General features: G+C 72.9%; 19 protein-coding genes. 4 read left to right on the top strand and 15 right to left on the bottom strand.

Annotation, left to right across the window (positions count from 1 at the left end):
* Positions 1-156 precede the first annotated feature (156 nt).
* The 8 genes from truB to ACZ4WZ_RS17170 form a co-directional block, all read right to left on the bottom strand.
* Positions 157-1065 (bottom strand): tRNA pseudouridine(55) synthase TruB, encoded by a 909-nt coding sequence (gene truB / locus ACZ4WZ_RS17135; RefSeq protein ID WP_388941852.1) that lies wholly within the window; start codon positions 1063-1065, stop codon positions 157-159.
* Entirely contained in the window at positions 1062-1514 is a 453-nt protein-coding gene (rbfA, locus tag ACZ4WZ_RS17140; RefSeq protein ID WP_362394283.1) for a 30S ribosome-binding factor RbfA, read from the bottom strand. The genes truB and rbfA overlap by 4 nt, the downstream gene beginning before the upstream one ends.
* A gap of 33 nt (positions 1515-1547) precedes the next feature.
* Positions 1548-1841 carry a DUF503 domain-containing protein gene (locus tag ACZ4WZ_RS17145; protein ID WP_388941856.1) on the bottom strand — a complete coding sequence of 98 codons (294 nt, stop codon included), beginning with the start codon at positions 1839-1841 and terminating at the stop codon, positions 1548-1550.
* A 153-nt stretch (positions 1842-1994) separates the two neighbouring features.
* Positions 1995-5084 carry a translation initiation factor IF-2 gene (gene infB / locus ACZ4WZ_RS17150; protein ID WP_467890948.1) on the bottom strand — a complete coding sequence of 1030 codons (3090 nt, stop codon included), beginning with the start codon at positions 5082-5084 and terminating at the stop codon, positions 1995-1997.
* A gap of 148 nt (positions 5085-5232) precedes the next feature.
* Complete coding sequence (locus tag ACZ4WZ_RS17155; RefSeq protein WP_388941862.1) at positions 5233-5520, bottom strand: YlxR family protein; 288 nt, start codon at positions 5518-5520, stop codon at positions 5233-5235.
* Between the two features lie 144 nt (positions 5521-5664).
* Positions 5665-6666 carry a transcription termination factor NusA gene (gene nusA, locus ACZ4WZ_RS17160; protein ID WP_388941865.1) on the bottom strand — a complete coding sequence of 334 codons (1002 nt, stop codon included), beginning with the start codon at positions 6664-6666 and terminating at the stop codon, positions 5665-5667.
* Positions 6667-6668: 2 nt separating this feature from the next.
* Positions 6669-7181, bottom strand: a complete 513-nt coding sequence (rimP, locus tag ACZ4WZ_RS17165; protein ID WP_467890951.1) for a ribosome maturation factor RimP — start codon at positions 7179-7181, stop codon at positions 6669-6671.
* A 118-nt stretch (positions 7182-7299) separates the two neighbouring features.
* Entirely contained in the window at positions 7300-7425 is a 126-nt protein-coding gene (locus ACZ4WZ_RS17170) for a hypothetical protein (RefSeq protein WP_467890954.1), read from the bottom strand.
* On the opposite strand from ACZ4WZ_RS17170, the gene ACZ4WZ_RS17175 reads away from it, so the two are divergent.
* The 4 genes from ACZ4WZ_RS17175 (at position 7415) to ACZ4WZ_RS17190 (ending at position 10292) form a co-directional block, all read left to right on the top strand.
* Positions 7415-7915, top strand: a complete 501-nt coding sequence (locus ACZ4WZ_RS17175; RefSeq protein ID WP_467890957.1) for a hypothetical protein — start codon at positions 7415-7417, stop codon at positions 7913-7915. The genes ACZ4WZ_RS17170 and ACZ4WZ_RS17175 overlap by 11 nt on opposite strands.
* Positions 7912-8358, top strand: a complete 447-nt coding sequence (locus ACZ4WZ_RS17180; protein WP_467890959.1) for a ferritin-like domain-containing protein — start codon at positions 7912-7914, stop codon at positions 8356-8358. The genes ACZ4WZ_RS17175 and ACZ4WZ_RS17180 overlap by 4 nt, the downstream gene beginning before the upstream one ends.
* Before the next feature lie 34 nt (positions 8359-8392).
* Positions 8393-9295, top strand: coding sequence for an aminoglycoside phosphotransferase family protein (locus tag ACZ4WZ_RS17185; RefSeq protein WP_467890962.1), 903 nt, complete (start codon positions 8393-8395; stop codon positions 9293-9295).
* A gap of 67 nt (positions 9296-9362) precedes the next feature.
* A complete protein-coding gene (locus ACZ4WZ_RS17190; protein ID WP_467891217.1) occupies positions 9363-10292 on the top strand; it encodes a slipin family protein in 930 nt (309 codons plus the stop codon).
* A gap of 29 nt (positions 10293-10321) precedes the next feature.
* Here ACZ4WZ_RS17190 and ACZ4WZ_RS17195 read toward each other — a convergent pair whose 3' ends face one another.
* The 7 genes from ACZ4WZ_RS17195 to ACZ4WZ_RS17225 all read right to left on the bottom strand — a co-directional run bounded on the left by ACZ4WZ_RS17195 (position 10322) and on the right by ACZ4WZ_RS17225 (position 18857).
* Positions 10322-12022 (bottom strand): proline--tRNA ligase, encoded by a 1701-nt coding sequence (locus tag ACZ4WZ_RS17195; RefSeq protein ID WP_467890964.1) that lies wholly within the window; start codon positions 12020-12022, stop codon positions 10322-10324.
* A 42-nt stretch (positions 12023-12064) separates the two neighbouring features.
* Positions 12065-12646 carry a GNAT family N-acetyltransferase gene (locus ACZ4WZ_RS17200; protein WP_467891219.1) on the bottom strand — a complete coding sequence of 194 codons (582 nt, stop codon included), beginning with the start codon at positions 12644-12646 and terminating at the stop codon, positions 12065-12067.
* A 75-nt stretch (positions 12647-12721) separates the two neighbouring features.
* On the bottom strand, positions 12722-13564 hold the full coding sequence (locus ACZ4WZ_RS17205; RefSeq protein ID WP_467890967.1) for a GNAT family N-acetyltransferase: 843 nt from the start codon (positions 13562-13564) through the stop codon (positions 12722-12724).
* Between the two features lie 147 nt (positions 13565-13711).
* Complete coding sequence (gene ispG, locus ACZ4WZ_RS17210; protein WP_388941890.1) at positions 13712-14869, bottom strand: flavodoxin-dependent (E)-4-hydroxy-3-methylbut-2-enyl-diphosphate synthase; 1158 nt, start codon at positions 14867-14869, stop codon at positions 13712-13714.
* Positions 14870-15045: 176 nt separating this feature from the next.
* A complete protein-coding gene (locus ACZ4WZ_RS17215) occupies positions 15046-16347 on the bottom strand; it encodes a M50 family metallopeptidase (protein WP_467890972.1) in 1302 nt (433 codons plus the stop codon).
* Positions 16344-17606 carry a 1-deoxy-D-xylulose-5-phosphate reductoisomerase gene (gene dxr, locus ACZ4WZ_RS17220; protein WP_467890974.1) on the bottom strand — a complete coding sequence of 421 codons (1263 nt, stop codon included), beginning with the start codon at positions 17604-17606 and terminating at the stop codon, positions 16344-16346. The genes ACZ4WZ_RS17215 and dxr overlap by 4 nt, the downstream gene beginning before the upstream one ends.
* A 12-nt stretch (positions 17607-17618) precedes the next feature.
* Complete coding sequence (locus tag ACZ4WZ_RS17225) at positions 17619-18857, bottom strand: hypothetical protein (protein ID WP_467890977.1); 1239 nt, start codon at positions 18855-18857, stop codon at positions 17619-17621.
* Between the last annotated feature and the right edge of the window lie 137 nt (positions 18858-18994).

Genomic DNA, 18994 nt, shown 5'->3' on the forward strand with positions numbered 1-18994 from the left:
CCCCGCCTTCCCCCCGGCCCCCGTCTAGGGGGGGGGAATTTGGGGCCGCGGGTGGAGAGAGACCTCCCCGGGGGGGGGGGGGGGGCGGGCACCCCCCCCCGCCCCCCCCCCCCCCCCCACGTCAGGCCCGCCGCTCCACGCCGGGCGGAGCGGACGTCAGACGAAGACCGCGAGGGACTTCGCCTTGCCGCCCTTGCTCTCCACGAGCCCGAGGAGCTTGCCCTCCGGCCCGTACACGGCGACGGTCCGGCCGTCCTGGTACGCGTCCGGCATCTCGATCCGCACGCCATTGGCGAGCAGCGAGGCCCGCCGGGCGTCCAGGTCCCAGCGCGCGAACGCGGCGGCGGCCGCCTCGCCGATCGGCATGACGGTCAGCTCCTCCTGGAGCTGGTCCAGCGTGCGCGCCCGGTCGAGCTTGTACGGGCCCACCCGCGTGCGCCGCAGCGCCGTGAGGTGGCCGCCCACGCCCAGGTCGGCGCCCAGGTCGCGGGCGAGGGCGCGGATGTACGTACCGCTGGAGCAGACGACGGAGACGACGAGGTCGACGACCTTGGTGCCGTCCTCGGCCTCGCCCTCGCGCATGTCGTACACCTGGAACGACGAGATGGTCACCGGCCGGGCCGGGATCTCGAAGTCCTCGCCGTCACGGGCGCGCTTGTAGGAGCGCACGCCCTTGATCTTGATGGCGCTGACCTTGGACGGGACCTGCATGATGTCGCCGGTCAGCTTGGCGATGCCGGCGTCCACGGCCTCGCGGGTCACCCCGGAGGCGTCGGCGGACGAGATGATCTCGCCCTCGGCGTCGTCCGTGAGGGTGTTCTGCCCGAGCCGGATGGTGCCGAGGTACTCCTTCTCGGTCAGCGCGAGGTGGCCGAGGAGCTTGGTGGCCTTCTCGACGCCGAGGACGAGGACGCCCGTCGCCATCGGGTCGAGGGTGCCGGCGTGGCCGACGCGTCGGGTCTTGGCGATCCCGCGCATCTTGGCGACCACGTCGTGCGAAGTGAAGCCGGACGGCTTGTCGACGATGACAAGGCCGTCCGGAGTCTTCCCTGCGTTGGTGCTCATTCCGCGGCTGCGTCCTCGTCGTCCTCGTCGCCCGGCTTCTTGTACGGGTCGGCGTCGCCGGCGTACTTCGCGCCGGAGGACACCTCGCGCACCTGGGCGTCGGAGGCCCGCGCCTTGTCGAGGAGGTCCTCGATGGTCTTGGCGTTCTCCGGGAGGGCGTCCGCGACGAAGGTCAGGGTGGGCGTGAACTTGGTTCCCGCCGCCCGGCCGACCGCGGAGCGCAGTACGCCCTTGGCGCTCTCCAGGCCCGCTGCCGCGCTGGCCCGGTCCTCGTCGTCGCCGTAGACCGTGTAGAAGACCGTGGCCTCCCGCAGATCGCCGGTGACCCGGGTGTCCGTGATGGTCACGTGCGTACCGAGGCGGGGGTCCTTGACTCCGCGCTGCAGCTTCTCGGCCACCACCTCCCGGATGAGGTCCGCCAGCTTCTTCGCCCGCGCATTGTCGGCCACTGGTCCGTCTCCTTCTTTGTTGCAGACAAGCAATCAGTCTTCATCACCGTGGTACCGCCGTCTCACGGACAGCAGCTCCACTTCCGGACGCGCCGCGACCAGCCGCTCACAGCGGTCGAGCACGTCCGATACGAACGCCGCGTCCCCGCTCACCAGGGCGACCCCCAGACGGGCCCTGCGGTGCAGGTCCTGGTCTCCCACCTCGGCCGCGCTCACGGCGAACTTGCGCTGGAGCTCGGCGACGATGGGCCGGACGACGGAGCGTTTCTCCTTCAGCGAATGGACATCGCCGAGGAGCAGATCGAAGGACAGAGTCCCCACGTACATGCAGTTCCGGATATCCCGCCGGTGCGGGTTCGGTGGCCTGCCGGCCGACGCTCGGCAGGGTCACCAGAACCGTACACGCAACGGCCGGGGCCGATCGACGGATATTCCGCCGACCGGCCCCGGGGTTACGACACGGTGCGATGTGCCTCCCGCTTACGCGCGGGGCTTCTCGCGCATCTCGTACGTCGCGATGACGTCGTCGATCTTGATGTCGTTGAAGGAACCGAGGTTGATACCGCCCTCGAAGCCTTCGCGGATCTCGGTGACGTCGTCCTTGAAGCGGCGCAGACCGGAGATGGTGAGGTTCTCGGCGATGACCTTGCCATCGCGCAGGAGCCGCGCCTTGGTGTTGCGCTTGACCTCGCCCGAGCGGACCAGGACACCGGCGATGTTGCCCAGCTTGGACGAGCGGAAGATCTCGCGGATCTCCGCCGTACCGAGCTCGACCTCTTCGTACTCCGGCTTGAGCAGACCCTTGAGGGCCGCCTCGATCTCCTCGATGGCCTGGTAGATCACCGAGTAGTAGCGGACGTCGACGCCCTCGCGGTCCGCCATCTGCGCGGCACGGCCGGCCGCACGGACGTTGTAACCGATGACGATGGCGTCGGAGCCCATCGCCAGCGAGATGTCGGACTCGGTGACCGCACCCACACCGCGGTGCAGGACCCGGATGTCGACCTCTTCACCGACGTCGAGCTGGAGCAGCGAGGACTCGAGAGCCTCGACCGCACCGGACGCGTCGCCCTTGATGATGAGGTTGAGTTCCTGGACCAGACCGGCCTTGAGCACGGAGTCGAGGTCCTCGAGGGACACGCGACGGACGCGCTTGGCGAAGTTGGCGTTGCGCTCGCGCGCCGCCCGCTTCTCGGCGATCTGGCGGGCCGTGCGGTCCTCGTCGACGACGAGGAAGTTGTCGCCGGCGCCGGGGACGTTGGTGAGACCCAGGACCAGGACGGGGGTCGACGGACCCGCTTCCTCGACGTTGTTGCCCTTGTCGTCGAGCATGGCGCGCACGCGGCCGTAGGCGTCGCCCACGACCATCGTGTCGCCGACGCGGAGGGTACCGCGCTGGACGAGGACGGTGGCGACGGCACCGCGGCCGCGGTCGAGGTGGGACTCGATCGCAATACCCTGAGCGTCCTGCTCCGGGTTGGCCCGCAGGTCGAGGGAGGCGTCGGCGGTGAGGACGACGGCCTCGAGCAGGGAGTCGATGTGCAGACCCTGCTTGGCGGAGATGTCGACGAACATCGTGTCGCCGCCGTACTCCTCGGCGACCAGACCGAACTCGGTGAGCTGACCGCGCACCTTGACCGGGTCGGCACCCTCGACGTCGATCTTGTTGACCGCGACGACGATCGGGACGCCGGCGGCCTTGGCGTGGTTGAGCGCCTCGATCGTCTGCGGCATGACGCCGTCGTTGGCCGCGACCACGAGGATCGCGATGTCGGTCGACTTGGCACCACGGGCACGCATGGCGGTGAACGCCTCGTGACCCGGGGTGTCGATGAAGGTGATCTTGCGCTCTTCACCGTTGACCTCGGTACCGACCTGGTACGCACCGATGTGCTGCGTGATGCCGCCGGCCTCGCCCGCGACGACGTTCGTCTTGCGGATGGCGTCGAGCAGTCGGGTCTTACCGTGGTCGACGTGACCCATGACGGTCACGACCGGCGGACGCGGGAGCAGGAACTCCTCGCCGCCCTCGTCCTCGCCGAACTCGATGTCGAAGCCCTCGAGGAGCTCGCGGTCCTCCTCCTCCGGGCTGACGATCTGAACGGTGTAGTTCATCTCGCCGGCGAGGAGCTGCAGGGTCTCGTCGGAGACGGACTGCGTGGCGGTGACCATCTCGCCGAGGTTCATCATCACGGCGACGAGCGACGCCGGGTTGGCGTTGATCTTCTCCGCGAAGTCGGTGAGGGAGGCACCGCGCGACAGGCGCACGGTCTCGCCGCCACCGCGCGGCAGCATCACGCCGCCGACCGACGGGGCCTGCATGGCCTCGTACTCCTGGCGACGCTGGCGCTTGGACTTGCGGCCGCGACGGGCCGGACCGCCGGGACGGCCGAAGGCGCCCTGCGTGCCACCACGGGCACCGGGACCGCCGGGACGGCCACCGAAGCCGGGACGTCCGCCGCCACCGGCACCGGCCGGGCCGCCGCCGAAGCCGCCGCCACCCGGACGCGGGCCGCCGAAGCCGCCGCCCGCCGGACGGGAGCCCGGACCGGCCGGACGGCCGGCGAAGCCGCCGCCGCCGGGACGACCGGCGCCACCACCGGGACGCGGGCCACCGGCACCGGGACCACGGCCACCGGGGCCGCCGCCGGGACGGGGACCGGGACCACCGGCAGCGGGACGCTGCGGCATCATGCCCGGGTTCGGACGGTTGCCGCCCGGGGCCGGACGCGGAGCGCCGCCCTGGGGACGGGGCATGCCGCCCGGGGTGGGACGGGCGCCGCCGGGACCCTGCGGACGCGGGGCGCCGCCGGGGCCGGCCTGCGGACGGGGAGCACCCTGACCGCCGGCGCCGGTGGCACCGGGACGGGGAGCGCCGGCCGGACGGGGCGCCTGCGGGCGCGCCATGCCGGTCGAGCCGCCGGAGGTGAAGGGGTTGTTGCCCGGACGGGGACCGGCCGGACGGGCGCCGCCGGGACGCGGGGCCTGGGAACCGCCGGCCGGGCGCTGGCCCTGGCCGCCGGGGGTGGAGCCGGCCGGACGCGGGGCGCCGGGACGGGCACCCTGACCCGGGGCGGCCGGGCGCTGCTGCGCCGGACGCGGGCCGGGGGCCGCGGCGGGACGCGCCGGGGCGGCGGGAGCCGCCGGAGGCGCGGAGAACTCGGTCGCCACGGGAGCCGCCGGAGCGGGCTTCGGGGCGGGAGCCTTGGGACCGGGACGCGGGCCGGGGGCGGCCGGAGTCACCGGGGTGGCCGCGGGGGCCTCGGCGGCGGCGGGCTTGGGGGCCACCGGTGCGCCGGGCTTGGGGGCGGCGGGACGTGCCGCGGCGGCCGGGGAGGGCGCCGCGGGCTTGGCGGGCGCGGCCTTGCGGGGCGCGCCGGGCTTCGCAGCGGACTTGCCGGCGTTGCCGCCGGGCCCCTGCAGTGCGTCAGTCAACTTGCGTACAACCGGCGCCTCGATCGTCGAGGACGCCGAACGGACGAATTCACCGAGTTCTTGGAGCTTGGCCATGACGACCTTGCTCTCGACTCCGAACTCCTTGGCGAGTTCGTATACCCGGACCTTAGCCACTTCGCTCCTTTTAGGTCCGGGTTACGCCGGACCGTCGCTACTTCATGGGCGTACTCATCGCGTACTCATCGAGTGCTCATCGCAATCTCGACCTACTTCCAACTCGCGAGGTACCTGACCGCACGGGGTTTCCGTGCCGTACTACTTCTTACGGTGTCGCCTCGGCCGTTGCCGCCAGGGCTTTGCGCAGTTCCTCCGTGTCGAGCGCTCCGGCGGACCTGAGGGCCCGGGGGAACGCCCGGCGGCGGACCGCCTGGTCGAGGCAGACCACGGCGGGGTGCACGTAGGCACCCCGGCCGGGCAGCGTACCGCGAGGATCAGGGACGCATTCGTCCCCGATCGCCACGATCCGCAGCAGATCGCTCTTGGCCGCTCGCTCCCGGCACCCCACACAGGTGCGTTCGGGGCATGCGCGGGCTTGCGTCCGGCCAGACACGCCTAAGTCTACCTCCCCGTACCGACCTCACCCCTTCAGGCGAAAAATCGAACGGATGTCGTCGTGATCTTCTCGGTGTTCCGGGACTCCCGGAGCACCTGTCTACCCGCCGGGAACCTCCGGCGGGTAGCGGTTTATTCCCGGTCAGGCACGGGCGTCCGCGTCGGCGGGCACCTCGGTGTCGGGCCGGATGTCGATGCGCCAGCCGGTGAGCCGGGCGGCCAGGCGGGCGTTCTGGCCCTCCTTGCCGATCGCCAGCGACAGCTGGTAGTCGGGCACGGTCACCCGGGCGGACCGGGTGTCCCAGTCGACGACCTCGACCTTGCTCACCCGGGCGGGTGAGAGGGCGTTCGCCACCATCTCCGCCGGGTCGTCCGACCAGTCGACGATGTCGATCTTCTCACCGTGCAGCTCGGCCATCACGTTGCGCACGCGGGCGCCCATCGGGCCGATGCAGGCGCCCTTCGGGTTGAGGCCCGAGCGGGTGGACCGGACGGCGATCTTGGTGCGGTGGCCGGCCTCGCGGGCGATCGCGGAGATCTCGACGCTGCCGTCGGCGATCTCCGGGACCTCCAGCGCGAAGAGCTTCTTCACCAGGTTGGGGTGGGTGCGCGACAGGGTCACGGACGGACCGCGGACACCCTTCGCCACCCGCACGACGTACGCCTTGAGACGGAGACCGTGCGTGTACTCCTCGCCCGGGACCTGCTCCTGCACCGGCAGGATGGCCTCCAGCTTGCCGATGTCGACGAGGACGTTCTTGGGGTCCTTGCCCTGCTGGACCACGCCGGTGATGACGTCGCCCTCGCGGCCGGCGAACTCGCCGAAGGTCAGGTCGTCCTCGGCGTCGCGCAGACGCTGGAGGATCACCTGCTTGGCGGTCGTCGCGGCGATCCGCCCGAAGTCCGACGGGGTGTCGTCGAACTCCTTGGGCTCCTGCCCCTCTTCGAGGTCCCTCGGGTCCTCCGTCGCCCACACGACCACGTGACCGTTGGTGCGGTCGAGCACGACACGGGCGCGCCGGAAGCTGCCCTCGGTGCGGTGGTACGCGATGAGGAGGGCCGACTCGATCGCCTCGACGAGCAGGTCGAAGGAGATCTCCTTCTCCCGGACCAGACCCCGCAGGGCACTCATGTCGATGTCCACGGCTACGCCTCCTCTTCCTTCTTGTCCTTGCGGCTGAACTCGATCTCGACTCGCGCCTTGGCGATGTCGGTGAAAGCGATACGACGGGCGGTCGCCTTGCGGCCCTTCACACCCGGGACTTCGAGGTCCATGCCCTCGTCGTCGACGCCGAGGATGCGGGCGACCAGTTCCCCGGCATCCTTTCCACCCTCGGCGGACAGCTGGAACTTCACGAGGCGGCCGGTCGCCCGAACGTAGTGACGGTGCTCGCTGAGCGGGCGGTCCGCGCCCGGGGAGCTGACTTCGAGGTTGTACTCGTCCTCGCCCATCACATCGGACTCGTCGAGCCGGTCGGAGATCTCACGGCTCAGCTCGGCGCATTCGTCCAGGTCGACACCCTCATCGGAATCCACGATGATGCGCAGCATCCGGCGCTTGCCCGCCTTGGAAAGCTCGATGTCCTCGAGGTCCAGGCCCTTGGCGGCGACGAGTGGCTCCAGCAGCCCGCGCAGCCTGTCGCTCTGGGTGGTGCTCATCCGGGTGACTCCTCGGCCGCGTGTGCTGTTGTGGTTTTCCGTCGTGTCAGGTCAAAGGGTATCCGGTCGCGGAGGGTGTTGCCGTCCGCGCTCCGGACGGGACCCCCGGGTACCGTGATCACACCTGCCCCGCCATCACCCCCGAGGACGCCGCCGTGCCCTGGACCACGCCCTTGAGGCCCTCGCCCTCACGAAGGAGCCTGCTCGCCGGAGCCGCCGGTGCGGCCGGGGCCGTGCTGCTCACCGGGTGCACCGGTGGCGGTGACGCCTCCGGTGCCGACGGCGGGATTCCGCTCGAACGGCGGATGCGGGAGGACGCCGTTCGTGACAGCGAGCGACTGCTGGAACGTTACGACGCCACCGCGGCGGCCCATCCCGGGCTCGCCGGGCGGCTCGCGCCGCTGCGCGCCGCCGTCGCGGCGCACACCGCGGCCCTGGCCTTCGCGGACCCGGCGCCCCGTGAGCCGGCCGCCCGGCCGGGTCCGCCCTCCGCCGTCGTGTCCGGGTCCGCGGCGCCCGCGCCCGGTGCGCCCGCGGCGGGCGGCGAGCCGGTCCCGCAGCAGCCGGCCGAGGCCCTGAGCGCGCTCGCGGACGCCGAGCGGAGCCTGTCCGAGGCCCGGACCATCGCCCTGGCCGGCGCCCCCGGGGAGCTGGCCCGGATGCTCGCCTCGGTGGCGGCCTGCGGGGCCGTCCACGCCTATCTGCTGACCTCCGCCCCGGGAGCCGCCTCGTGAAGCCCTCGCCCTCCCCCTCCCCCGCCGGCGGAGCCCTGCGGGCCGCCCAGGCCGCGCTCGCCGCCGAGCACGCCGCGGCGTACGGATACGGGGTGGTCGGGGCGAGGGTCGCGCCCGCCCGGGCGACCGAGGCCCGGGAGGCGTACGCCGGCCACCTGGCCCGCCGCGACCGGCTGACCCGGACCGTGCGGGAGCTGGGCGGCGCGCCGCAGCCCGCCGAGGCCGCGTACGCCCTGCCCTTCGAGCTGCGCACGCCGGCCGACACCGAGCGGCTGGCCGCCGTGATCGAGGACCGGGTGGCGGGCGCGTACTCGGACCTGGTGCGGTCGGCGGACGGCCAGTTGCGCCGTGAGGCGGCTGACGCGCTGAGCGCCGCGGCCGTGCGCGCGGCGCGCTGGCGCGGTGTCGGCGTAGCCTTCCCTGGGCTCACGGAACGCTCGTAGGGGGCCCGTACCGGCTGAAAGGGACCACGCACGCATGGCTTTCGAACCGCCGCAGCGGCTCGTACGGGCGCTCGGCGAACTGCCGCCGACCGAGCGGGACACGGAGTGGCTGGAGCGCGTGCCCGAGCTCGCCGAGGAGGCGCTGAAGCGGCGGGACGTGATGGTGCAGCGGGTCCAGACTCCGGGCGGGCGCAGCAGTGTGGTGCTGCTGGTCCGCTACCCGGACGGCACCCCGGCCGTCCTGAAGCTGGCGCCGCCGGGGGCCGCTCCCGGCCGGGAGCTGGCCGCGCTCGCCCACTGGGGCGGCTTCGGGGCCGTACGGGTCCTCGACTCGCGCCACCACGAGGAGGACGGGGCGCTGCTGCTGGAGCGGCTGCACCCGGACGTGTCGCTGCGTTCGCTGCCGGAGGCCAAGGCCCTGCTGGAGGCCTGCGGCACGCTGCGCCGGCTGTGGGTGGCCCCGCCGCAGGGCCATCCGTTCGAGACGGTGGCCGAGCGCACCGCCGCCCAGTGCGCGCTGCTGCGGTCGGCGCCGCCGGAGGCGCGGGACCTGGCGGAGACGGCGGTGGCGCTGCGGGAGGAGCTGACCGGCGCGCCCGGTGAGGAGCTGCTGCTGCACGGGAACTTCCGGCAGGGCAAGGTGCTGGCCGGCGAGCGGGCGCCGTGGCTGACGGTGGGCCCGGACCCGCTGGTCGGCGAGCGGGCCTACGACCTGGCCCGGCTGGTCCGGGACCGGCTGGAGGACCAGGTCGCCGCCTCGGCGGGGGCGGCCGGGGCGCGGCGGCGGGTGAACAAGCTCGCCGACTCGCTGGAGATGGACCGGGAGCGGCTGCGGGGCTGGACGGTGTTCCGGGCGGTGGAGTCGGGCTGCCGGGCGCTGGCGGCGGGACGGCGGCGGGACGCGGAGCTGCTGCTGGAGTTCGCGGCCTGGTTGTAGGGCGGATCGCAGGGCATACCGTGAATAGGTAGGTATGTCCTGTACGTCCCGTCCGGCGGGGGCCGTCATGGTCGAGGAACTGCTGACAGCGGGCATCGCCGCCGCCACCGGCGTCGCGGCGTACCTGGGCGCGGCCGCCCGGGTGGTGAAGCAGTACGAGCGGGGCGTGGTCTTCCGCTTCGGCCGGCTGCGCGAGGGCATCCGGCCGCCCGGGTTCACGGTGATCGTTCCGGGTGTGGACCGGCTGCGGAAGGTGAACCTGCAGATCGTGACGCTGCCGGTGCCGGCGCAGGAGGGCATCACGCGGGACAACGTCACGGTGCGGGTGGACGCGGTGGTGTACTTCAAGGTCGTGGACCCCGCGAGCGCGATCATCGCGGTGGAGGACTACCGGTTCGCCGTCTCCCAGATGGCGCAGACCTCGCTGCGGTCGATCATCGGCAAGAGCGATCTGGACGACCTGCTGTCGAACCGCGAGAAGCTCAACCAGGGGCTGGAGCTGATGATCGACAGCCCCGCGATGGGGTGGGGCGTGCAGATCGACCGGGTGGAGATCAAGGACGTGTCGCTGCCGGAGACGATGAAGCGGTCGATGGCGCGGCAGGCGGAGGCGGACCGGGAGCGGCGGGCGCGCGTCATCAACGCGGACGCGGAGCTCCAGGCCTCGCACAAGCTGGCGGAGGCGGCGGCGGTGATGTCCGACCAGCCGGCCGCGCTCCAGCTGCGGCTGCTGCAGACGGTGATCGCGGTGGCGGCGGAGAAGAACTCCACCCTGGTCCTCCCCTTCCCGGTGGAGCTGCTGCGCTTCCTGGAACGCGCGGCCCCCGTCCCTCCCGGGGCCCCCGTTCCTCCCGCCGCTTCCGGTCCTCCCGGGGCCCCCGTTCCCGAGGCTTCCGTGCCTCCCGGAGCTTCCGCCCCTCCCCCGGCCCAGAACCCCGCCGGGCCCGCCATGCCGCCGTCCGGGGCCACGCCCCCCGAACCGCCGGCGCCTTCCTGACGGGCCCGTCGGCCGCGGACGGCCGCGGGTCAGGCCAGGCGGGAGAGGGCCTCGGTGAGGGGGAGTTCCTCGCGGGTGCCGGCGGCGCGGTCCTGGAGTTCGACGACGCCCTCGGCGGAGCGCCTGCCCGCCACCAGGATCCACGGCACGCCGATCAGCTCCGCGTCCGTCAGCTTGACCCCGGGCGACAGCCCCGGGCGGTCGTCCAGGAGGACCCGCAGCCCCGCCGCGGCCAGCGCCCCGGCCGCCTCCTCCGCCAGCGCGAGCGGGCCCGCCTTGCCCGCCGCCACCACGTGGACGTCGGCCGGCGCCACCGAGGCGGGCCAGCGCAGGCCCCGCTCGTCGGCCGTCTGCTCGGCCAGCGCGGCCACCGCCCGGGAGACGCCGATGCCGTAGGAGCCCATCGTGACCCGGACCGGCTTGCCCTCCTTGCCGAGGACGTCCAGCCCGAAGGCGTCGGCGTACTTGCGGCCCAGCTGGAAGATGTGCCCGATCTCGATGGCCCGGTCCAGCTTCAGTCCCGCCCCGCAGGACGGGCAGGGGTCGCCGGGCTCGACCACGACCACGTCCAGGTAGCGGTCCACCTCGAAGTCCCGGCCGCAGACCACGTTGAGGGCGTGGGTGCCGGGCTTGTTGGCCCCCGTCACCCAGGCGGTGCCGGGTGCGACGCGGGGGTCTGCGAGGTAGCGGACCCCGTCCAGGCCCTGCGGGCCCACGTAGCCGCGCACAAGGTCGGGCCGGTCCGCGAAGTCCTCCGCCGTCACCAGCTCCACCACAGCCGGGGCCAGGTGCTCGCCCAGCTTGCCGAGGTCCACCTCGCGGTCCCCCGGCACGCCGACGGCGGTGATCTCGCCGTCCACCTTGACCAGGAGGTTCTTCAGGGTCGCGGAGGCGGGGACGCCGAGGTGCGCGGCCAGGGTCTCGATGGTGGGGGTGTCGGGGGTGGGGATCTCCTCCAGGGGGGCGTGGGCGGCGTCCGCGGCGGCGGGCGCCGGGGCGAAGGTGACCGCCTCCGTGTTCGCGGCGTAGTCGCAGGAGGGGCAGTCCACGAACGTGTCCTCGCCCGCGCCGGCCGGTGCCAGGAACTCCTCCGACGCCGAGCCGCCCATCGCGCCCGACACCGCCGACACGATGCGGTGGTCCAGGCCGAGGCGCTCGAAGATGCGTACGTAGGCCTCGCGGTGGAGCCGGTACGACTCCTCCAGGCCCTCCTGGGACACGTCGAAGGAGTACGAGTCCTTCATCTGGAACTCGCGGCCGCGCAGGACGCCGGACCGCGGCCGGGCCTCGTCCCGGTACTTGGTCTGGATCTGGTACAGCATGACCGGCAGGTCCTTGTAGGACGTGCACTGGTCCTTCACCACGAGTGTGAAGATCTCCTCGTGGGTCGGGCCGAGGAGGTAGTCGGCGCCCTTGCGGTCCTTCAGCCGGAACAGCAGGTCCCCGTACTCCGACCAGCGGCCGCTGACCTCGTACGGCTCCTTCGGCAACAGCGCCGGCAGCAGCACCTCCTGCGCCCCGATGGCGTCCATCTCCTCGCGGACGATGCGCGAGACGTTGTCCAGGACCTTCTTGCCGAGCGGCAGCCAGATCCACACCCCGGCGGAGCTGCGCCGGACGTAGCCGGCCCGGACCAGGAGGCGGTGGCTGAGGGTCTCGGCGTCGGCCGGGTCCTCGCGGAGGGTCTTGGCCATGAGCCGGGACATGCGCTGCACGTGGTGAGTGGACATGCCGGGAGGCTACCGGGGGCGGCCCGGAGCCCCGAAACGAATTCAGCGTGCCCGCGTGGGCCTCAGGAGGGGCAGCGGGGCGCCCATGACGGCGTACGGCAGGCTCGCGCTCGGGAAGTGGACCTTGCGGGCCAGGTCCCGGTAGCCGAGGACCGCGTACAGCCCGCGGGCCGGGCTGTCGGTGTCGATGGCGGAGAGGATCGAGCGGGGCTCGGCGGCGCTGTCGGTGATCCGGGTGATGAGGGCGCGGCCGACGCCGCGGCCCTGGAAGCCGGGGTGGACGTGCAGCTCGGTGATGACGAAGGAGTCGTCGAGCCAGGAGTCGGTGCCGCCCGCCCGCAGATAGGGCTCGACGATCGTGGACCACCAGTGGCCGCGGTCGTTGGGCATGCCGTACACGAAGCCGGCCAGCGCCCCGTCGTCGGTGAACGCGCCGAGCGCGCGGGCACCGCGGCAGGTCATGTGGCGCTGGACGATGTAGCGCCGGATCCCGACCTCTTCCTCGCTCAGCCCGAAGGCGACGGCCTGGACGCGCAGGGCTTCGTCCACCCGGCCGGCCAGGTCGAGGTGCCCGATGCGGAGTCCGGCGGGCCGTGCGGCGTCGTCGCCCGGGGAAGTAGGCAGCATGCGGCGACCTTACTTCGGGGTAGGGCGCCGCGGTACGGCTTCCGGGACGAAACCGGCCGCCCCGGCCGCGGGTCAGAACAGGACGCTCATGAACGCGCCGACCTCTCGGAAGCCGACCCGGCGGTAGGCGGCGCGGGCGGCGGTGTTGAAGTCGTTGACGTAGAGGCTGACCAGGGGTGCCACGTCGCGCAGCGCGTACTCGACGACCGCGGCCATGCCGGTCTCGGAGTGCCCCCGGCCGCGGAACTCCGGGGCCACCCACACGCCCTGGATCTGGCAGGCGGCGGCGGTGGCGGCGCCGATCTCGGCCTTGAAGACGACCTTGCCGTTCTCGACGCGGGCGAAGGAGCGGCCGCTGCCGACGAGCTCCGCGACGCGGGCCTGGTAGAGGAGCCCGCCGTCGCCGGCCATGGGCGAGATGCCGACCTCCTCGGTGAACATGGCCACGCAGGCGGGCATGATCAGGTCCATCTCGTCCTTGCGGATCCGGCGGACCATCGGGTCGGGGACGATCTCGGCGGACGGCCGCTCGGTGACCATGAGCGGCTGGTGGGCGCGGACGTCGCGGGCCGGTCCCCAGCTGGGCTCCAGGAGCTGCCACAGCAGCCGGGTGGGCTCGGCGGGGCCGACGATGGAGGAGCAGCGGCGGCCGGTGCGGCGGGCCCGGTCGGCGAAGGCGCGTACGGCGTCGGGTCCGGCGCAGACGGGGACCAGGTTGGCTCCCGCGTAGCACAGGGAGCGGAGCTCGCCGTCGGCGTACCAGCCCCACATCTCGCCGCCCAGGCGCCACGGATCGAGCCCGGCGACCTGGACCCGGGAGGTGACGAAGGCGTTCTCGACGGGCTCGCGTCCGAGGATGCCGAGCGCGGCGTCGAGATCACTGGGTTCAAGGACCCTGGTCGTGGTCTGCGTCAACACCGGTGCCTCACCATGCAAGTCTGCTGATCTCCGCACTGTACCGGGCGCGACCTGCGCCCGCCCGGTCGCGCAGGTCACGAAAGGGCCCGGCCCCCTCCCGCGAGCTGCGGGAACGGGGCCGGGCCGGGTCGTGGCGGTGCCGGGTCAGACGCCGATGGCGACGCTGGGCTCGCCCGAGGTGACGCCGTCCTTCTCCATCTGCTCGGCGATCTTCAGCGCCTCTTCGATGAGGGTCTCCACGATCTTGGACTCGGGGACGGTCTTGATGACCTCGCCCTTGACGAAGATCTGGCCCTTGCCGTTGCCGGAGGCGACGCCGAGGTCGGCCTCGCGGGCCTCGCCGGGGCCGTTGACGACGCAGCCCATGACGGCGACGCGCAGCGGGACGGTCATGCCCTCCAGGCCCGCCGTGACCTCCTCGGCCAGCTTGTAGACGTCGACCTGGGCGCGGCCGCAGGACGGGCAGGAGACGATCTCCAGACGGCGCGGCTTGAGGTTCAGCGACTCCAGGATCTGGTTGCCGACCTTGACCTCCTCGACCGGCGGCGCGGAGAGGGAGACGCGGATGGTGTCGCCGATGCCCTCGGAGAGCAGCGCGCCGAAGGCGACGGCGGACTTGATGGTGCCCTGGAAGGCCGGGCCGGCCTCGGTCACGCCGAGGTGCAGCGGGTAGTCGCACTGGGCGGCGAGCTGGCGGTAGGCGTTGACCATGACGACCGGGTCGTTGTGCTTGACCGAGATCTTGATGTCGCCGAAGCCGTGCTCCTCGAAGAGGGAGGCCTCCCACAGCGCGGACTCGACGAGCGCCTCGGGGGTGGCCTTGCCGTACTTCTTCAGCAGGCGGGCGTCGAGCGAGCCGGCGTTGACGCCGATGCGGATCGGCGTGCCCGCCTCCTTGGCGGCGTACGCGATCTCCTTGACCTTGTCGTCGAACTGCTTGATGTTGCCCGGGTTGACGCGGACGGCGGCGCAGCCGGCGTCGATCGCCGCGAAGACGTACTTGGGCTGGAAGTGGATGTCGGCGATGACCGGGATCTGCGACTTCTTCGCGATGACGGCCAGCGCGTCGGCGTCGTCCTGCGTCGGGCAGGCGACGCGGACGATCTGACAGCCGGACGCGGTCAGCTCGGCGATCTGCTGGAGCGTGGCCCCGATGTCGGAGGTGCGGGTCGTGGTCATCGACTGCACCGAGATCGGCGCGTCGCCGCCGACGGCCACGGAACCGACCTGGATCTTGCGGCTGACCCGGCGGTCGGCAAGCTTCGTCGGCACGGACGGCATTCCGAGAGAGATGGCGGTCATCTGCTGTGCAACCCCAAGGTGTGGATCGAGGTCCCGAGATCGGCGGGCTCCAGCCTTCGAGATTACGCCAAGCGGCGCGTGCCCCGTGCATCCGAGGGGCCGTGCCACCCGAACGCGGGGAGCCGGGCACGATGTGTGCCCGGCTCCGGTGGCCGCCGTTGTGGGGGGCCGTACGGCTAGGTGATCTTGATGGGGTTGACCACGTCCGCGACGAGCACCAGCAGGGTGAAGCAGACGAAGACGCCGGCGACCACGTACGCGGCGGGCATCAGCTTCGCCACGTCGAAGGGGCCGGGGTCGGCGCGCCGGAAGACCTTCGCGACGGTGCGGCGTAGGGACTCCCACAGGGCGCCGGCGATGTGCCCGCCGTCCAGGGGGAGCAGGGGCAGCATGTTGAACAGGAAGAGCGAGAGGTTGAACATGCCCAGCACGTTGAGCAGGATCGACATCCTCTGCTCGCTGGGCAGGTCCAGCGCGGCGATGTCCCCGCTGATCCGGGCCGCTCCGACGATGCCCATCGGGGAGTCGGCCTCGCGCTCGCCGCCGCTGAAGGCCGCGTTCCACAGGGCGGGGATCTTGGCGGGGAGATTGAGCAGGCCCTGGACGCTGCCGTCGACGACCTCGGCCATGTGGTCGACGGACTCGCCGAAGGACAGGGCGGCGATCTCGTTCTTCGGGCTGAAGCCGAGCCAGCCGGCGGTGATGTACTCGCCCTTGACGTAGCCGCCGTGGCCGTCGGTCTTGGCGACCTGGTTCGCGATCAGGGTGACGGGGATGCTGAGCTGCTGTCCGTCGCGCACGACGGTGACGGTGGCGGGGCCGACGGTGTCGCGGATCCGCTTCTGGAGGGCGGCCCAGTCGGCCACCTTCTTGCCGTTGAAGGCGACGATGCGGTCGTCGGCCCGCAGTCCGGCCTTCTTCGCCGGGGCCACCGGGTCGCCGTCCTTGCAGACGTCGCGCTTCTCGCTCTGCTGGATGACGCAGGGCGAGACGGTCGCGATCTGGGTGGTCGTCCGGTTGATGCCGAAGGTCATCCAGACGCCGAAGAAGATCGCGAGGGCGAGCACCAGGTTCATGAAGGGGCCAGCGAACATCACGATCACGCGCTTCCAGGGCTTGCGCGTGTAGAAGAGCCGCGTCTCGTCCCCGGGCCGGAGCTCCTCGTAGGCCGCCGAGCGGGCGTCCTCGATCATCGACCGGAAGGGCGAGGTGGAGCGGGCGGTGACCTTGCCGTCCTCGCCGGGCGGGAACATCCCGATCATGCGGATGTAGCCGCCCATCGGGATGGCCTTGATCCCGTACTCGGTCTCGCCCTTCTGGCGGGACCAGATGGTCCTGCCGAAGCCGACCATGTACTGGGGTACGCGGATGCCGAAGAGCTTGGCCGTGGAGAGGTGGCCGAGCTCGTGCCAGGCGATGGAGAACAGCAGCCCGATCACGAAGACGAGGATGCCGATCACCGTCAGCAGTACCGTCATGCGCCCGCCTCCACGGCGGCCCGCGCCGCCATCTCCCGTGCCCGGGCCCTGGCCCAGGTCTCCGCTTCGAGGACGTCCGCCACCGTCAGGGAAGTTCCCGACACGGGCGATCCGTGCTCGTCGACCACTGCGGAGACGGTATCCATGATTGCTGTGAACGGCAGCCGACCGGCCAGGAAGGCGTCCACGCACTCCTCGTTCGCCGCATTGAAGACGGCGGGGGCGGTGCCGCCCAGGGAGCCGACGTGCCGGGCGAGGCCGACCGCCGGGAAGGCCTCGGTGTCGAGCGGGAAGAACTCCCAGGTGGAGGCCTTGGTCCAGTCGAAGGAGCGCGAGGCGTCCGGGACCCGCTGGGGCCAGCCGAGGCCGATCGCGATGGGGCCGCGCATGTCCGGCGGGGTGGCCTGGGCGAGGGTGGAGCCGTCCGTGAACTCGACCATGGAGTGCACGTAGGACTGCGGGTGGACCACGACCTCGATGCGGTCGAAGGGGATGTCGTAGAGCAGGTGCGCCTCGATGACCTCCAGCCCCTTGTTGACCAGGGTCGCCGAGTTCACGGTGATGACCGGGCCCATGGCCCAGGTGGGGTGCGCGAGGGCGTCCTCGACGGTCACCGAGGCCAGCTCCGCGCGGGTGCGGCCGCGGAAGGGGCCGCCGGAGGCGGTGACCACGAGCTTGCGGACATCGGCGCGGGTGCCGGCGGCGAGGGCCTGGAAGAGGGCCGCGTGCTCGGAGTCCACGGGGATGATCTGGCCGGGGGCGGCGAGGGCCTTGACCAGCGGGCCGCCGACGATCAGCGACTCCTTGTTGGCCAGGGCGAGGGTACGGCCCGCGCGCAGCGCCGCGAGGGTGGGCGCGAGGCCGATGGAGCCGGTGATGCCGTTGAGGACGGTGTGGCAGGGCGAGGCGGCGAGCTCGGTCGCCGCGTCGGGCCCGGCCAGGATCTCGGGCAATGGCTCGGCGGCGCCGTACTGCTCGCCCAGCGCCTCCTTCAGGGCCGGTACGGCGTCTTCGCGGGCGACGGCCACGGCCTGGACCCGCAGCTTCCGTGCCTGCTCGGCCAGCAGCCCGACGCGCCCGCCCGCGGCGGACAGCGCGGTGACCCGGAACCGGTCCGGGTGGCGCAGGGCGAGGTCGATGGCCTGGGTGCCGATGGAGCCGGTCGACCCGAGGATCACGATGTCCCGGCGGCCGGCCGCGGCGTCGAAGAGGAGGTGCGGATCGGCGAGGGGGGCTGGACTGTCGCTCATGCCCCCCATTGTTGCCGCAACTCAAGGACGCTTGGACACGGAGTCCCCGTCCGTGACGCGCGCCAGGAGTTCGGGCAGGGTGCCGGCGAAGTCGGGGAGCGCCCGGGCGGCGCGCCACCAGGCCCCGGCGTCGTCCCCGAGGGCCGCGTCGAAGAGCCGGTCGGCCTCCGCGCGGGCGGCGAGCACGGCGGCCGGGCGGTCGTGGCGGTCGGGGTGGCCTATGTCCCCGAGCCACTGGTCCTCGTCGAGCGCCCAGCAGGCGGGGACCTTGTGCCGGACCACGTCCGCACCGGTGAGCAGGCCCCGGTCCAGGCAGTCGCGGACCCAGCGGACGTCCTCGGAGGCCGTCTCCATCGGCACGGCCAGGCTGACCAGGGCCAGTTCGCGTTCCCAGGCGCCGGCCGGCTCGGCGGGGGCCGGGTCGGGGGCGAGGTGGCGGACGGCGCGGGCCAGCGCCGGGTCGTGGCGCACGTCGCCGGGTGCGGTCGGGGTGCCCGCGGCCAGCGCGGCCGCCAGTTCGGGCAGGGTGCCGCGGAAGGCGGGGGCCCGGCGGCCCAGTTCGGCCCACAGCCGCGGGTCGTCGCCGAGGGCGGGGCGCAGCGCGCGGTGCACGGCCGACTGCATCTCGGCCTGTTCGGGCAGGCTCCAGCGCAGCCCGCGGGCGACGGGGAGGTGGCCGAGCAGCAGGGTGCGGGGCGCGGGGGCCACGTTCGCGACGAGCTCGTCACAGGTCAGCAGGCCCATCCGGACGGCGCGGACGGCGGGCCGGTACCAGTGGCGGCCGTACGGGTCCCCCGTGCGCGCGTCCAGCAGCGCCCGGCACGCCCGCCGGGGCAGTCCGCCCGCCAGCAGCAGCGCCTCGACCGCGCCGGCCGGCAGCGGGGCGCGGGCGTGGGCGCGCAGCAGCGGTTCGGGGTCGTGGAGGTCGAGCAGGTGCGGCATGCGGAGCAGGGTGAGCGGGATCCGGGGGCGGCGGCCGTGCCGGCGCAGCAGGCGGATCAGCTCGTCGGGGGCGAGGGGGCCGGGGCCGGTCTCGGCGAGCAGTTCGGGCGAGGGCCCCGGCCGGGCGGCGTACCGCGCGGGGCCGGGCAGGCCGGGCAGCGGGCGGCCGACGACGTGCGGGTTGCGGGCGATGTAGTGCCGGTCGGTGTCGGTGCCGTGGCGCAGCAGGAGGGTGACGGCGGCGGCGGGCAGCCACTGGTCGCGGCACAGGTACGTGCGGGTGGGCCCGTCGAGCCGGTCGACCAGGTCGGCCACCACGGCGTGCGGTGGGGGGGGGGGGAGGGGGGGGGGGGGCACAGACCCAGGAAACCAGCGGGGGGGAAGGGCCCCCCCCGCCCCTGCCCCCCCCCCCACCCCCCTCCCCCCCGCTTCCGTGGCGGTGGTTGTGCCCTTCC

Source organism: Streptomyces sp. NPDC029122, assembly GCF_055569445.1.